The following is a 14,350-nucleotide window of genomic DNA, read 5'->3' on the forward strand; positions in this document are numbered from 1 at the left end:
GGCATGAATCCAAAGTCAGCATCTTAGCCATCCCCCAGGCAACCGACAGACTATTTGCGCCTAGTGGACGTTTTAACAGCGTCAAAGCGCCGCCAGGATTTCCGTGCAGTCCTCGAAACGCTGGTCGCGCGATGCCGGCCAGGGATCGCCAGGCTGGTTGACCTGCAGCGTACGGCAGCCCGCCGCTCGCCCACATTCCAGGTCATAGCGGTGATCGCCGATCATCACCAGGCTGGTGGGCGCCACCTGCCAGCGCTCGGCGAGATGCAGCAGGCCACCCGGATGGGGCTTGGGCGGGGCCTCGTCGCGGCCGAGCACGGCGGCAGGCTCGAAGCAGTCTTCCAGGCCGATGGCCGCCAGGGTCAGCAACGCCAGGTCGCGCGCGTTGCGGGTCAGGATGCCCAGGTGGCACCCGCGTTCATGCAGCGCGCGCACCAGGTCCACGGCGCCCGGCGCCGGGCGCGCGGCGACGGCCAGTTCCCGTTCGTGCTCGAACAGCCAGGCGTGCTTGGCCTCGCGCTCGGTGGGCGGCAGGTCGGCCAGGTGATGCAGGATGTCGGCCTGCTCGGGAATGCCCAGGTGGCGGCGAATGGCGGCGAAGTCGTGTACCGCCAGGGTCAGGGTGCCGTCCAGGTCGAACACCCAGTGGCTGAGGTGACGCAGCGTCATGCGGAGATCCTTTGGCAGGGGTGACCTTCGGGCACTCGGGGGAACCCTGGTCACGGGTGTTCCGTCTGGTGGAGACAACCTTCTGCAGGAGTCTACCCATGACGACGACCGTTCGGGCGCTACTTTTCGATGTCTTCGGCACCGTGGTGGACTGGCGCGGCAGCCTGGTCAACGGCCTGCAGGGGCTGTCCGCCAAGCATGGCGTCCAGGGCGACTGGGAGCGGCTGGCCGATGCCTGGCGCGCCGAAGCCTACGAGGCCATCCTGCCGCAGATCGAAGCACGCAGCCTGCCCTGGCTGCCCCTCGACGACGTTCATCGCCTGGCACTGGACGAACTGCTGCCACGCCACGGCCTGGTCGGCCTGACCGATGCCGAGGTGGCCTGGGTCAATCGCCTCTGGCATCGCCTCGATCCCTGGCCCGATGCCGTACCGGGCCTGCAGCGGCTGCGCCAGGGCTACCCCGTCTGCGCCCTGTCCAATGGCAACGTCAGCCTCCTGCTGGACATGGCGCGGCATGCCGGACTGCCCTGGGACATGCTGTTCGGCGCCGATCTGTTCCGGCGCTACAAGCCGGCCGCGGAGGTGTACCTGGGCGCCTGCGCCCTGCTCGATCTGCAACCCGAGCAGGTGATGCTCTGCGCCGCCCACAACGGCGATCTGCAGGCAGCCAAGGAGCTGGGCCTGGCCACCGCCTTCATCCAGCGCCCGCGTGAAAAGGGTTCGGCCAGCGGCGAGGTCTCGGCCGGCGGCTGGGATATCGACGCGAGCGATCTGCAGGACTTGGCCGACCAGCTGGGATTGCCAGCGACCGGCATGGTCCCCGACCAAGACAGCAGCCAGCGCTGAACCCAGCGATTGAGCGACGCCCGAACGCTTCTGTATCCTGCCGGATACTCTTCGCCAGGGCATCGCCATGGGTTTTCTCGATAAGCTGCGCAAGAAACGTGAACGTCAGGCGCTGGCCGCCCTGCCCCGGCTGCACCAGCGCACGGCGCGTCTGCGCCGCGAGCTGCCCGATTACGAGATCGGCGCCGGCACCTATGGCGCGCCCAGGGTGTTCGATCTCAAGGAAGGCGCCACCCTGCGTCTGGGAAGCTATACCTCCATCGCCGAGGGGGTACGCATCCTGCTCGGCGGTCTGCACCGGCTGGACTGGGTGACCACCTACCCTTTCCCCGCCTTCGTCGATGGCCTGGCCCATATCACCGACTACGGCGGTACCCGCGGTGACGTGGTGATTGGCAGCGACTGCTGGATCTGTACCGATGCCCTCATCCTGTCCGGGGTCACCATCGGCCATGGCGCGGTGGTCGCCGCGGGCGCCGTGGTCACCCGCGACGTGCCGCCGTATGCCGTGGTGGGCGGCAATCCGGCGCGCTTCATCAAGTGGCGCTTTCCCGAGGCTACCTGTCAAACCTTACTCGACATCGCCTGGTGGGACTGGCCGGAGGCGGACATCCTCGCCGCTGGCGAACGGCTGTGCAGCCCGGACATCGAGGGTTTCATCGCCTACGCCCAGGCGCGCCATCCGGCGCCCTGATCCCCCTGCCCGGAACTCGGGACGGCTCCAGAGGCTCACCTTCATTAGTCACTCTTTTGAAGGTCATCCATGGAAATGCTCGATCTGCTGCAATGGCCGGCCATGGCCATCACCCTGCTCGCCGCCTGGCTGGTGGCCTCCCAGCGCCAGGGCCGGCGCAACCTGGGCTTCTGGGTGTTTCTCCTGAGCAACGGCCTGTGGATCGCCTGGGGCCTGCAGGCCGAAGCCTATGCGCTGATCATGCTCCAGCTGGGCCTGGCGGCGATGAACCTGCGCGGCGTGCGACGCAACGCGCACGATGCCCAGGCCGCCACGCTACCGGAGGGCCCGAGCAGGGCATAATGGTCGACCCCGCATCAGACGGCCCAGTCCCATGCAGCACAGCGTCACCCCCATCGGCCACGTCCGTTCCTGCTTCAAGGAGAAGTTCGCCATTCCCCGGCAGCCGGCCCTGGCGCCAGCCGCCCGCGGCGTGCTGGAACTGCTGCCGCCTTTCGACCGTCCCGAGGCGGTAGAGGGCCTGGAAGGCGTCAGCCACGTCTGGCTGCTGTTCCTCTTCCATCAGGCCCTGGAAAGCCAGCCGCGCCTGCGGGTGCGACCGCCGCGCCTGGGGGGCAATCGCTACCTGGGCGTCTTCGCTACCCGCGCCACCCACAGACCCAACGGCATCGGCCAGTCGGTAGTGCGCCTCGACGGCCTCGAACCAGGACGGCTGCTGCTCTCGGGCCTCGATCTGCTCGATGGCACCCCGGTGCTGGATATCAAGCCCTATGTGCCCTATGCCGACAGCCCTCCGGGCGCCCACAACGCCATCGCCGAGGCGCCACCGCCCGCACTGGCGGTCAGCTGGGCGGCGGCCGCGCGCGCCCAGGCCGAGGCCCATGGCCAGCGCCTGGGCGAACCCCTGGCCGAGCTGATCGAGCAGTGCCTGGCCCAGGATCCGCGACCGGCCTACCAGACGCCGACGCCCGAGCGGCGCTACGGAGTGCGGCTGTGGGATGTGGAGGTGCACTGGCACTATCCAACCGCGGCCTCCATCCAGGTGCTGGACGTCACCGCCACGGTCTGACACGGCCCCGTTTGCATTCCGGCGCCCGCGCCCCCAACAATGACAGTGCCGGATCGCATGAAGCGGTCCGCATCCGGCTACGGTCGCCGTTCGGCCGTATCACCGATAGGGAAGCATCTATGGCTCCAAGCAGACAGGTCATCAACGCTCAGGTCAGCCCCAAGGGCAGCCTGGAGACCCTTTCCCAGCGCGAGGTCCAGCAGCTCAGCGCCGCCGGCTCGGGCACGCTTTACCAGCTCTTTCGCCAGTGCGCCCTGGCCATCCTCAACACCGGCGCCCACAGCGACAACGCCAAGACCATCCTCGAGGCCTACCAGGATTTCGAGATCCGCATCCATCAGCAGGACCGCGGCGTCCGCTTGGAACTGGTCAACGCCCCGGCCGATGCCTTCGTCGACGGCGAGATGATCGCCAGCACCCGCGAGATGCTGTTCAGCGCCCTGCGTGACATCGTCTACACCGAGAGCGAGCAGAGCAGTCTGCGCATCGACCTGGAGAGTTCCGAGGGCATCACCGACTACGTCTTCCACCTGCTGCGCAACGCCCGCACCCTGCGTGCCGGGGTCGAACCCAAGATGGTCGTCTGTTGGGGTGGTCACTCCATCAGCACCGAAGAATACAAGTACACCAAGAAGGTCGGTCACGAACTCGGCCTGCGCAGCCTGGACATCTGCACCGGCTGCGGCCCGGGCGTGATGAAGGGGCCGATGAAGGGCGCCACCATCGCCCACGCCAAGCAGCGCATCCAAGGTGGTCGCTACCTGGGCCTTACCGAGCCGGGCATCATCGCCGCCGAGGCGCCCAACCCCATCGTCAACGAACTGGTGATCCTGCCGGACATCGAGAAACGCCTGGAGGCCTTCGTCCGCGCGGGCCATGGCATCATCATCTTCCCGGGCGGCGCCGGCACGGCGGAGGAGTTCCTCTACCTGCTGGGTATCCTCATGCACCCGGACAACAAGGACATCCCCTTCCCGGTGGTGCTCACCGGGCCGCAGAGCGCCGCGCCCTACCTGGAGCAGCTGCACGCCTTCATCGGCGCCACCCTGGGCGAAGCCGCCCAGCGCCACTACCAGATCGTGGTCAACGATCCGGTCGAGGTGGCCCGGCAGATGGCCCAGGGCCTCAAGGCGGTCAAGCAGTTCCGCCGCGAGCGTCACGATGCCTTCCACTTCAACTGGTTGCTGCGCATCGAGGAAGGCTTCCAGCGTCCTTTCGATCCCACTCACGAGAACATGGCGGCTCTGCAACTGACCCATGCCGTACCGCCCCACGAACTGGCGGCCAACCTGCGGCGCGCCTTTTCCGGCATCGTCGCGGGCAACGTCAAGGCCAAGGGCATCCAGTTGATCGAGGAACGCGGGCCTTACGAGATCCATGGCGATCCCGACATCATGCGCCCGCTGGACCGGCTGCTGCAGGCCTTCGTCGAGCAGCACCGCATGAAGCTACCGGGCGGCGCGGCCTACGAGCCCTGCTACCGCGTGGTCAGCTGAATCCTTTCACGCCGGTCTTTTCGGCCGGTTTTTCCCGCACTCGACCGTTCGTCATCACCCCGCTCGACGAACGGTCGCTTTGCCGGCCAAGTGCCATCACAAAGTCGCTAGCTAGCTATCTAGAGCGCTCCGCCTTGCTCGACCGGCGCGTTTCCAACGCCCCCTGCCTGCTTGGAAAAAAACCTCGCGCGCTAACTGCCTGGGTGTGCGTTAAAGCCCCTCTTCACCGCGCCGATAGGGCAAGGCAAGCTAAACCCAAAGCGGCGACTGCCGTGGTGAAGACTGCCCGGATCGACGAGCTCCGGTCGGGCAGCCTTCGTTCAGTCGCGCTGGATTTCCTGCCGAGGCAACGGAATGAACAACTGGTTGGGACTCGACTTTCTCGTCGCCCCTCTCACCCAAGACCAGGTGCACCTGCACGGCCAGCATGACGCCTGGTTGGTGGCGCTCGCCTACCTGGTCGCGGTCAGCGCCTGCTATGTCACCCTGGTGTTCGCCGAGCGCATCGGCCAGACCCGTACCATGGCCCGGCGACGTGCCTGGAGCCTGATGGGCGCCCTGAGTTTCGGCTTCGGCGTCTGGGGCATGCACTTCATCGCCATGCTGGCCTTCACCGTGCCTACCCGGGTGCATTACGACCTCTTCGTCACCCTGGCCTCGCTGCTGATCGTGGTGCTGGCCGGCCTCATGGCCATGCCCGCCCTCAGCCAGCCCGACCTTACCCTCGGCCAGCGGCTCAAGGCCGGTCTGGTGCTGAGCGTGGGCATCGTGCTCATGCACTACACCGGCATGGCCGCCGCCCATACCGAAGCGGTGGTGCTCTATCGTCCGGCGCCCTTCCTGCTGTCGATCGCCATCGCCGTGGGCGCCAGCTTCGCCGCCCTGCAACTGATCCAGATCTTTCGTCGCCACTACACTGGCATCTACCGCTGGCTGCGCATGGCCACCGCCCTGGTGATGGGCCTGGCCATCGCCGCCATGCACTTCACCGGCATGTGGTCCATGGTGCTGATCGCGCCCGCCCAGGCCGAGGGGCCGCTACAAGGGGCCAGCAATTCCTGGCAGCTCGGCGTGGGCATCGCCATCATCGCCCTGCTGCTGGTGATAGGTGGCCTGGGCGCAGCCTGGGCGGATCGCCAGCTACAGCGCAAGGAAAACGACCTGGAGCGGGTCAACTCCCTGGTCGGCCAGCTCGACGAAGCCCGGGCCTCACTGCAGCAGGCGGCGCACTACGACCCTCTCACCGACCTGCACAATCGGCGCTCCTTCAACCAGGCCTTCGCCGAGATTCTCGACCGCCATGCCCAGCAGAATCGCAGCCTGGCGGTGATGTTTCTCGACATCGATCACTTCAAGCGCATCAATGACAGCCTCGGTCACGACGCTGGCGACCAGTTGCTGGTGGCCATGGCCAAGACCATCCGCGACGCGGTCCGCGACGGTGACCTGGTAGCCCGCTTTGGTGGTGACGAATTCTGCATCCTGGCCAGCCTCGCCGGGCCGGACGAGGCACGCCATCTCGCCCAGCGCATCCTGGAGCGACTGCGCAATCCGATCACCATCGGCAGCCGCCCGCTGGTGATGACCACCAGCATCGGCATCAGCCTCTATCCCCGCGACGGTGGCTGTTGCGAAGAGCTGCTCAAGAGCGCGGACCTGGCGCTCTATCTGTCCAAGGGTAACGGGCGCAACACCTACAGCTTCTTCGACGAGACCCTGCGCGAGAAGATCTCGCTGCAACTGGAGCTGGAGGCCGAACTGCGTGAGGCACTGGTCGAGGAGCGCGGTCTGCAGCTCTACTACCAGCCGATCCTCGACGTCGCCAGCGGCCACCTGGACAAGGCCGAAGCCCTGATTCGCTGGGATCATCCCCGCCTTGGCCTGCTGGCGCCCAACTTCTTTCTTGGCGTCGCCGAGGCCAATGGCTTCATCGAGGAGCTGGATGCCTGGGTACTCAAGCGTGCCTGCCGGGACCTTGCCGACCTGACCGCCGCGGGGCTCACCGACCTGCGCATCGCGGTCAACTGCTCGGCCCTGAGCCTGAGCAACGACGCCCTGCCCGGCCAGATCGCCTGGCGCCTGGACGATCACCGGTTGTCACCACGACGACTGGAGCTGGAGGTGACCGAGAACGCCCTGGTCAAGAATGTCCAGCCCACCGCCGAGTTGCTGCAACGCATCCGCGACCTGGGCGTGACGGTATCCATCGACGATTTCGGCACCGGTTATTCGTCGTTGGCCTATCTCAAGCGCCTGCCCATCGACACCGTGAAGATCGACCGTTCCTTCATCACCGGGCTGGTCGAGGGCAATGCCGACCACCAGATCGTCCAGGCCATCATCGGCATGGCTCGGCCACTCAAGCTCAAGGTCACCGCCGAGGGTGTCGAACACCTGGAGCAACTGCGCCTGCTGTGCGCCCTGGGCTGCGATTTCATCCAGGGCTATCACATCAGCCGGCCGGTACCCTTGGCCCAGGTACCCGAGGTGATCGCGCGCTATGCTAGCGGGATCTGTCCGCTAGAGGCCGCTGCCGAGGCCGGGGCGGACGCCCTGGCCCTGGCAAAGGCGCTCGGCTAGGCGCGACGATAACGCAGCCAGACGCTGCCATCGTCCTGGGCCTCGGCCGCGTCCAGCTTGAGGTACAGCGGCTGCTGCCAGACCTGCTCGGCGATTTCAAAGGACGCCGGGTGCGCGCCGCGACCATCCACCAGCGGGATGATCAGCACGCTGATCTCGTCTACCAGGCCGGCGGCGACAAAGGAGCCGCTGACGTGGGGACCGCCCTCCACCACCAGCCGCTCGATGCCCAGCTCGGTGTTGAGCAGTTCCAGCACCGCCGCCAGGTCCAGCTCCTGCTTGCCGCCGAAGACATAGGAGGCACCGATGCTCTGCAGATGCGCCAGGTAATCGTCGCTCACCGCTTCGGAGAGCACCGCCACCACGTGGGAATCCAGCGCCTCGTTCTTTTTCCAGGCCACCTTGCCCTGGGGATCGATGGCGATGGCGTACTTGCCGGCGTCGCGCCTGGCGAAATGGTGGATGCGCGGGATGGGCGCCTGGGCGACGCCCGTGGGATAACCCTCGCCGTGGGCGATCTCTTCCATGGTCACCCGGCCGCAGGCCCAGGCATCGAAGTCGAAGCGCTCGGCCAGGCGCTCGTAGGTCGTATCGGCCTGTTTCTTGAGGGTACGGTCCCAGCCGTCGGTGAGGGCGTGACCATCGACCGACGACATCATATGGCAGATCACATAGGGCTTCATGGGGGCTCCCGGCAATGGCGTGTCGCCATGACACGTCCTGCAGAAACCGACCGACCCGGCGTCGGCGGAGTTCAGCCCAGCTGGCTGCACACATGAAAAACCCGCCGGAGGGCGGGTTTTCGTGGAGCTTGCGGCGTTACTTCTCGACGAAGGCGCGCTCGATCAGGTAGTCGCCCGGATCGCCCATGCGCGGCGAGATGGTCAGGCCGAATTCGTTCAGCACGGCGCTGGTCTCGTCCAGCATGCTCGGGCTGCCGCAGATCATGGCGCGGTCGTCCTGCGGATTGATCGGCGGCAGGCCGATGTCCGCGAACAGCTTGCCGCTGCGCATAAGGTCGGTCTGACGACCCTGGTTGCGGAATTCCTCTCGGGTGACCAGGGGATAGTAGATCAGCTTCTCGCGGACCAGGTCGCCGATGAATTCGTGCTCCGGCAGGGTCTTGGTGATGAAGTCGGCATAGGCCAGCTCGTTCACGTAGCGCACGCCGTGGACCAGGATCACCTTTTCGAAGCGCTCGTAGGTTTCCGGATCCTGGATGGTGCTCAGGAAGGGCGCCATGCCGGTGCCGGTGCTCAGCAGATAGAGGTGCTTGGCGGGCTTGAGGTCACTGAGGATCAGGGTGCCGGTGGGCTTGCGGCTGACCATCAGGTTGTCGCCTTCCTTGAGGTGCTGCAGGCGCGAGGTCAGGGGGCCGTCCGGCACCTTGATGCTGAAGAACTCCAGGTGCTCTTCGTAGTTGGGGCTGGCGATGCTGTAGGCACGCATCAGCGGACGACCACCTTCGGTCTCCAGGCCGATCATCACGAACTGACCGTTCTCGAAACGCAGGCCCGCATTGCGGGTGGTCTTGAAGCTGAACAGGGTGTCGTTCCAGTGATGAACGCTCAGGACGCGCTCGGTGTACAGGTTGCTCATCGATGACTCCAGGAAAAATCGGTACAGCCCGGGGCTGGATAGAAATTGCGCGACAGTTTATAGAGGGGGAAAATATCCGTGAAATGAATAATTCGAATATAGGTTATCCAAAAGGCAGATATGAGATTCACGTTGCGTCAACTCGAGGTCTTCGTCGCCGTGGCCCGCCAGGAAAGCGTTTCCCGGGCGGCCGAGGCGCTCAGTCTGTCGCAGTCGGCCACCAGTACCGCCCTGGGCGAACTGGAACGGCAATTCGACTGCCGGGTGTTCGACCGCGCCGGCAAGCGTTTGACACTCAACGCCCTGGGTCGTCAGCTGCTGCCCAAGGCGGTGGCCCTGCTGGACCGCAGCGCCGAGGTGGAGAATCTGCTGCGCGGCAAGACCGGCTTCGGCTCCCTGGAGGTCGGCGCCACCCTCACCATCGGCAACTACCTGGCCACCCTGCTGCTGGGCGACTTCATGCAGCGGCATCCCGATTGCCGGGTCCGCCTGCATGTGCACAACACCGCCAGCGTGGTGCAGCGGATCGCCAACCATGACATCGACCTCGGCCTGATCGAGGGCGATTGCCAGCACCCGGACCTGGAGGTGCAGCCCTGGATCGAGGATGAACTGGTGGTGTTCTGCGCGCCCGGACACACCCTGGCGGGTACCCAGGCCGCGCAGGCCGAGTTGGAAGCCCAGGCCTGGATCCTGCGCGAACAGGGCTCCGGTACCCGGCTGACCTTCGACCAGGCCATGCGCCATCATGCCCAGCCACTGGACGTACGCCTGGAGCTGGAGCACACCGAGGCCATCTTGCGGGCGGTGGAATCGGGGCTGGGTATCGGTTGCCTGTCACGGCTGGCGCTGCGCGACGCCTTCGCCCGCGGCACCCTGGTACCCATCGAGACCCCGACGCTGGATCTGCGCCGGCAATTCTGTTTCATCTGGCACAAGCAGAAGTACCAGACCGGGGCCATGGTCGAATTCCTCGACCTCTGCCGGCAGCTGACCCTGGGCCTGAGCCGCAGCGATCAGATCGACACCGCGCGGCCCCGGCCAGGGCGCTAGTTACTGGCCCTGGTAGATCCGGCGATTCTCCAGCTCCCGCTGCTCGTGGCGGCGGTGGGCGCGCAGCGCCAGCAGGGCGAGGATGCCGATGACCAGGCGATAGCCCTGGGAATAGAGGTCCAGCTCGGCGGTGGCCGACTCGCCCAGCACGCCGCTGATCAGGCGTACCACGAACAGCGTCAGCTGCACGAAGGCCACCAGTAGCAGGCCGGCCGACAGCCACTCCGCCCGGCGAAAGGCCAGCACGGCGAACAGCGCCAGGGCGAACTGCATGCCGCCATACCAGACCCGCGCCTCGGCCACCGACGCCGAATCCATCAGCACCATGCCGCGGGCATTGGCCATCTCGTAGGGATAGAACCAGTGCGCCAGGGCGAGTCCAAACCAGACCAGGGCCTGCAGACCCAACACCAGACGTGCGAAGCTAAGCTCGGACATTCCCCGTTTCTCCTTGGGGCCAGAGGTGGATGACAGTCGCTCCAGTGTAGCCAGTGTGGTGTTCCAGAGGTTAACTGCACACTTTTTTGGCGGCGCCTTTTCGGCCGCAGCGGCGGACCGTCCTGGCGGCGTTGCCACTCCTCGCCATAGCCCTGCCATGACTCGTCGGGGCGCCTCGCCAATGCAAAATCACTCGCCAATTCTTGCGCGAACCGCTGAAACACCACACTAGCCGAGGCGCCCCGCGCAGGGAGCGATCCGCACTGCCGATGCAGACCGCCATATCCGGGTTAGGGTTCGCTCGAAGGGCTGGGGTAAGCTGCAGAGACTCTTCGTTTTCGGCTCGGATCGCGAGCCCGCTGCCCAGGTGACCGCCATGCCCGCCGCCTTGCCCGCCCAGCCGCCGCTGGTGCTGTCCATCCAGTCCCATGTCGCCTATGGCCACGTCGGCAACGCCGCCGCCACCCTGCCGCTGCAACTGCTCGGCCTGCAGCCAGTGGTGGTCAACACGGTGCAGTTCTCCAATCACACCGGCTACGGCGAGTTCAAGGGCCAGGTCTTTCCGCCCGAACACATCCACGACGTACTCGACGGCCTGCGCGCCCGCGGCGTCCTGGAGCGCTGCGTGGCGGTGCTTTCCGGCTACCTGGGCGACGCCGCCATCGGCGAGGTGATCCTCGGGGTGGTCCAGGAAATCCGCCGCCAGCGCAGCGACCTGCACTATCTCTGCGACCCGGTGATGGGCGACGTCGGCCGTGGCATCTTCGTCCGCCCCGGCATCCCCGATTTCCTGCGCCGCCGCGCCATCGAACAGGCCAGTCTGATCACCCCCAACCACTACGAATTCGAATTGCTGCACGGCCAGCCATTGGCGGATACCGCCGACGCCGTGAACGCCGCCCGCCTGCTGCTGGGGCGCCCGGGCCAACCAGGGCCGGCGACCATCGTCATCACCAGCCTGCGCACCCCGGACCTGCCCGCCGACGTCCTCAGCACCCTGGTGGTGGAGGCCGCGGATGCCTGGCTGGTACAGACGCCCTACCTGGACCTGCAACCACTGCCCAACGGCATGGGTGACGTCTTCTCGGCGGTGCTGCTCGGCCAGTTGCTGAACGGCCAATCGACGCCCGTGGCAGCCTCCCACGCGGTCAGCGCCCTCTACGCCCTGGTCGCCCGCACCGCTCCCGGCAGCCGCGACCTGCCCCTGATCGCCGCCCGCGACCAGATCGTGCGTCCAAGCGAGCTGTTCGAGGCGCAACGGCTTTCGTAGGTTGGGTTGAGCGTTAGCGAAGCCCAAGGGCGTCACGTTCGAGCCTGCCTGTTGGGCTTCGACGACGGAGCCGTCTCAACCCAACCTACGGCCAGTGGTTCGAGGCGCAATGTCGTGCGTAGGTTGGGTTGAGCGTTAGCGAAGCCCAACGGTGCCACGTTTGCAGCGCTCTGTTGGGCTTCGACGATGGAGCCGTCTCAACCCAACCTACGGCCAGTGGTTCGAGGCGCAATGTCGTGCGTAGGTTGGGCTGAGCGTCAGCGAAGCCCAACGGTGCCAGGCTCGACCTTGCTCTGTTGGGCTTCGACGATGGAGCCGTCTCAGCCCAACCTACGGGCGACCCTTCCTGCGCCATACCGCCCCCTCTCCCCTCGGGAGAGGGCTGGGGTGAGGGAAGCCCAGTCACCGCACCCTCACGATGACTGCATATGCCGCTCGCGCTGCTCCTGGCGTTCCTTGGCTTCGACGCCAAGGGTGGCGGTGGGTCTCAGCAGCAGTCGTGCCAGGCCGATGGGTTCGCCGGTATCCTGGCACCACCCATACTCATCACGGGCCAGGCGCTCCAGGGCCTCGTCGATCTTGTCCAGCAGCTTCTTCTCCCGCTCCAGCTGGCGCAGTTGCCATTGCCGCTGCTGCTCGGCGTTACCGACATCGGCCGGATCGCCGTGGGCGTCCATGCCACGCAGGTCTTCCACCTGCTCGTCGATCAGCCGCTGCAGATCGCCACGCTGGTCGAGCAGCAGCCGACGAAAGAAGTCGCGCTGGGCCTCGTTCATGTAGGCCGACTCGGGTTGGGCCAAGAGTTCTTCAGGGGTCATGCGACAGTGCTCCTCGATACAAGTGTTATATTATAACACTTCACGAGTGCTCTAGCCTGGGTCTTGTACCTAGCGAAGCCTTCACAAAAATCTCGTAGTGCCTTTGCCAAACCACTACACAAAGCCAAAAGGCTATGAGAAAGTAGCGCCACAACCTGTATGACAACCTTACAACCACAACAGCAGGTCTCCATGTTCGCCAAGGTCCCCGCCAATGTGCTGAGCGATAACGTCGCTCAACAGCTGCTGGACAAGATCGAAGCCGGTGTCTTCGCCCCCGGTAGCAAGATCCCCAGCGAAGCCCTGCTCTCCGAAGCCTTCGGCGTCAGCCGTACCGTGGTACGCGAAGCCATTTCGCGGCTGAAGAACGAAGGCGTGCTGCAGCCCCAGCAGGGGCGCGGCATCTTCGTTACCACCCACGCCAGCATCCGCCCACTGCGTATCGACGCCGACGAAGCCAGCCTGCCAGGTAGCGTCTTCCACCTGCTGGCCCTGCGCCGCGCCGTCGAGGCAGAGATCGCCTCCGAGGCCGCCATCAACCGCAGCGAGGCCGATCTGGTGGCCATCGACGAGGCCTTGGCCGCCATCGACGAAGACGTCGCCGACGGCCATGACGGGGTACGCGCCGACGTCGCCTTCCACCGCACCATCGCTCAGGCCGCCGGCAACCCCTACTTCATCAAGACCCTGGAATTCGTCAGCCAGTACCTGGAGACGGCCACGCGCATCACCCGTACCAACGAGGCGCGGCGCGAGGACTTTTCCCGCCAGGTGCACGAAGAACACCAGGCCATCGTTGCCGCCATCCGCCTCGGTGACCCCCTGGCCGCCGCCAACGCCGCCCGCCAGCACATCTACAACGCCGCCCGCCGCCTGCGGCAGGCCGGCTTCGCCTGACCACCTTTCTGGAGAACAACAAGATGCAAGACAACGTTGGTGTCATCGGCCTCGGGGCCATGGGTCTGGGCGTCGCCCGTTCGCTGCTGCGCGCGGGTTTCGCCGTGCACGCCTGCGATGTGCGTGCCAGCGTGCTGGAAAGCTTCGCCAGCGAAGGTGGCGTCGCCTGCACCTCTCCCGCGGCCCTGGCCGACAGCTGCGACATCCTGATCACCGTGGTGGTCAACGCCGAGCAGACCGAAGCCGTGCTGTTCGGTGAAGGCGGCGCGGTGGCGGCCCTGCGGCCGGGCAGCCTGGTGATCGCCTGCGCCACCGTGGCCCCGGCCTACGCCGTGGAGCTGGGCGAGCGCCTGGCAGAGCGCGGCATCCTGCTCTTGGACGCCCCGCTCTCCGGGGGCGCCGCCAAGGCCGCCAGTGGCGAGATGACCATGATGACCTCCGGCACCGCGGAAGCCTATGCCAAGGGCGATGCGGTCCTGGCCGCCATGGCCGGCAAGGTCTATCGCCTGGGCGATGCGCCTGGCCAGGGTTCCAAGGTCAAGATCATCAACCAGCTGCTGGCCGGGGTGCATATCGCCGCCTCTGCCGAGGCCATGGCCCTGGGCCTGCGCGAAGGCGTCGATCCAGACGCCCTCTACGAGGTCATCACCCACAGCGCCGGCAATTCCTGGATGTTCGAGAATCGCGTGCCGCACATCCTCAAGGCTGACTACACCCCGCTGTCCGCCGTGGACATCTTCGTCAAGGACCTGGGCCTGGTGCTGGATACCGCCCGCACCTCGAAATTCCCGCTGCCGCTGTCGGCCACCGCCCACCAGATGTTCATGCAGGCCTCCACCGCCGGCCATGGTCGTGAAGACGACTCGGCAGTGATCAAGATCTTCCCGGGCATCGAGCTGCCCAAGGCCGCGGAGTGATC

At 66.1% G+C, this 14,350-nt stretch carries 15 protein-coding genes; 10 read left to right on the plus strand and 5 right to left on the minus strand.

The window, feature by feature from the left end; all coding sequences use genetic code 11:
• Positions 1-81 precede the first annotated feature (81 nt).
• Positions 82-669, minus strand: coding sequence for an HAD family hydrolase (locus APT59_RS16170; protein WP_059315791.1), 588 nt, complete (start codon positions 667-669; stop codon positions 82-84).
• Between the two features lie 98 nt (positions 670-767).
• Here APT59_RS16170 and APT59_RS16175 point away from each other — a divergent pair, with 98 nt between their 5' ends.
• The 6 genes from APT59_RS16175 to APT59_RS16200 all read left to right on the plus strand — a co-directional run bounded on the left by APT59_RS16175 (position 768) and on the right by APT59_RS16200 (position 7,356).
• Positions 768-1,517, plus strand: a complete 750-nt coding sequence (locus APT59_RS16175) for a haloacid dehalogenase type II (RefSeq protein WP_059315792.1) — start codon at positions 768-770, stop codon at positions 1,515-1,517.
• 67 nt (positions 1,518-1,584) lie between these two features.
• Positions 1,585-2,211, plus strand: coding sequence for a CatB-related O-acetyltransferase (locus APT59_RS16180; RefSeq protein WP_059315793.1), 627 nt, complete (start codon positions 1,585-1,587; stop codon positions 2,209-2,211).
• A 69-nt stretch (positions 2,212-2,280) separates the two neighbouring features.
• Positions 2,281-2,553 carry a hypothetical protein gene (locus APT59_RS16185; RefSeq protein ID WP_059315794.1) on the plus strand — a complete coding sequence of 91 codons (273 nt, stop codon included), beginning with the start codon at positions 2,281-2,283 and terminating at the stop codon, positions 2,551-2,553.
• Between the two features lie 31 nt (positions 2,554-2,584).
• Positions 2,585-3,280, plus strand: a complete 696-nt coding sequence (gene tsaA, locus APT59_RS16190) for a tRNA (N6-threonylcarbamoyladenosine(37)-N6)-methyltransferase TrmO (RefSeq protein WP_059315795.1) — start codon at positions 2,585-2,587, stop codon at positions 3,278-3,280.
• A 119-nt stretch (positions 3,281-3,399) separates the two neighbouring features.
• Positions 3,400-4,776: a nucleotide 5'-monophosphate nucleosidase PpnN gene (gene ppnN / locus APT59_RS16195; RefSeq protein WP_059315796.1), complete on the plus strand. Its 1,377-nt coding sequence runs from the start codon at positions 3,400-3,402 to the stop codon at positions 4,774-4,776.
• A 354-nt stretch (positions 4,777-5,130) separates the two neighbouring features.
• Positions 5,131-7,356 carry a putative bifunctional diguanylate cyclase/phosphodiesterase gene (locus APT59_RS16200; protein WP_059315797.1) on the plus strand — a complete coding sequence of 742 codons (2,226 nt, stop codon included), beginning with the start codon at positions 5,131-5,133 and terminating at the stop codon, positions 7,354-7,356.
• Here APT59_RS16200 and APT59_RS16205 read toward each other — a convergent pair.
• Both APT59_RS16205 and fpr read right to left on the minus strand, forming a co-directional pair.
• Entirely contained in the window at positions 7,353-8,039 is a 687-nt protein-coding gene (locus APT59_RS16205) for a dihydrofolate reductase family protein (RefSeq protein WP_059315798.1), read from the minus strand. The genes APT59_RS16200 and APT59_RS16205 overlap by 4 nt on opposite strands.
• 136 nt (positions 8,040-8,175) lie before the next feature.
• Positions 8,176-8,955 (minus strand): ferredoxin-NADP reductase, encoded by a 780-nt coding sequence (gene fpr, locus APT59_RS16210; protein WP_007160677.1) that lies wholly within the window; start codon positions 8,953-8,955, stop codon positions 8,176-8,178.
• 120 nt (positions 8,956-9,075) lie between these two features.
• Between fpr and APT59_RS16215 the strand changes: the two genes are divergently transcribed.
• Entirely contained in the window at positions 9,076-10,008 is a 933-nt protein-coding gene (locus APT59_RS16215) for a LysR family transcriptional regulator (RefSeq protein WP_059315799.1), read from the plus strand.
• Here the strand turns inward: APT59_RS16215 and APT59_RS16220 are convergent, their stop codons facing one another.
• A complete protein-coding gene (locus APT59_RS16220) occupies positions 10,009-10,446 on the minus strand; it encodes a DUF4345 family protein (RefSeq protein ID WP_059315800.1) in 438 nt (145 codons plus the stop codon).
• A gap of 376 nt (positions 10,447-10,822) precedes the next feature.
• Here APT59_RS16220 and pdxY point away from each other — a divergent pair, with 376 nt between their 5' ends.
• Positions 10,823-11,716 (plus strand): pyridoxal kinase PdxY, encoded by an 894-nt coding sequence (gene pdxY / locus APT59_RS16225; protein WP_059315801.1) that lies wholly within the window; start codon positions 10,823-10,825, stop codon positions 11,714-11,716.
• A gap of 413 nt (positions 11,717-12,129) precedes the next feature.
• Here the strand turns inward: pdxY and dksA are convergent, their stop codons facing one another.
• On the minus strand, positions 12,130-12,534 hold the full coding sequence (gene dksA, locus APT59_RS16230; protein WP_059315802.1) for an RNA polymerase-binding protein DksA: 405 nt from the start codon (positions 12,532-12,534) through the stop codon (positions 12,130-12,132).
• Between the two features lie 192 nt (positions 12,535-12,726).
• Between dksA and APT59_RS16235 the strand changes: the two genes are divergently transcribed.
• Both APT59_RS16235 and ltnD read left to right on the plus strand, forming a co-directional pair.
• The gene (locus tag APT59_RS16235) at positions 12,727-13,431 is read left to right on the plus strand and encodes a FadR/GntR family transcriptional regulator (RefSeq protein ID WP_017638637.1); all 705 of its coding nucleotides are present in this window, start codon (positions 12,727-12,729) and stop codon (positions 13,429-13,431) included.
• Between the two features lie 23 nt (positions 13,432-13,454).
• Entirely contained in the window at positions 13,455-14,348 is an 894-nt protein-coding gene (gene ltnD, locus APT59_RS16240; RefSeq protein ID WP_059315803.1) for an L-threonate dehydrogenase, read from the plus strand.
• Positions 14,349-14,350: the final 2 nt, after the last annotated feature.

Source organism: Pseudomonas oryzihabitans (assembly GCF_001518815.1).
In the GTDB taxonomy this organism is placed as follows: domain Bacteria; phylum Pseudomonadota; class Gammaproteobacteria; order Pseudomonadales; family Pseudomonadaceae; genus Chryseomonas; species Chryseomonas oryzihabitans_E.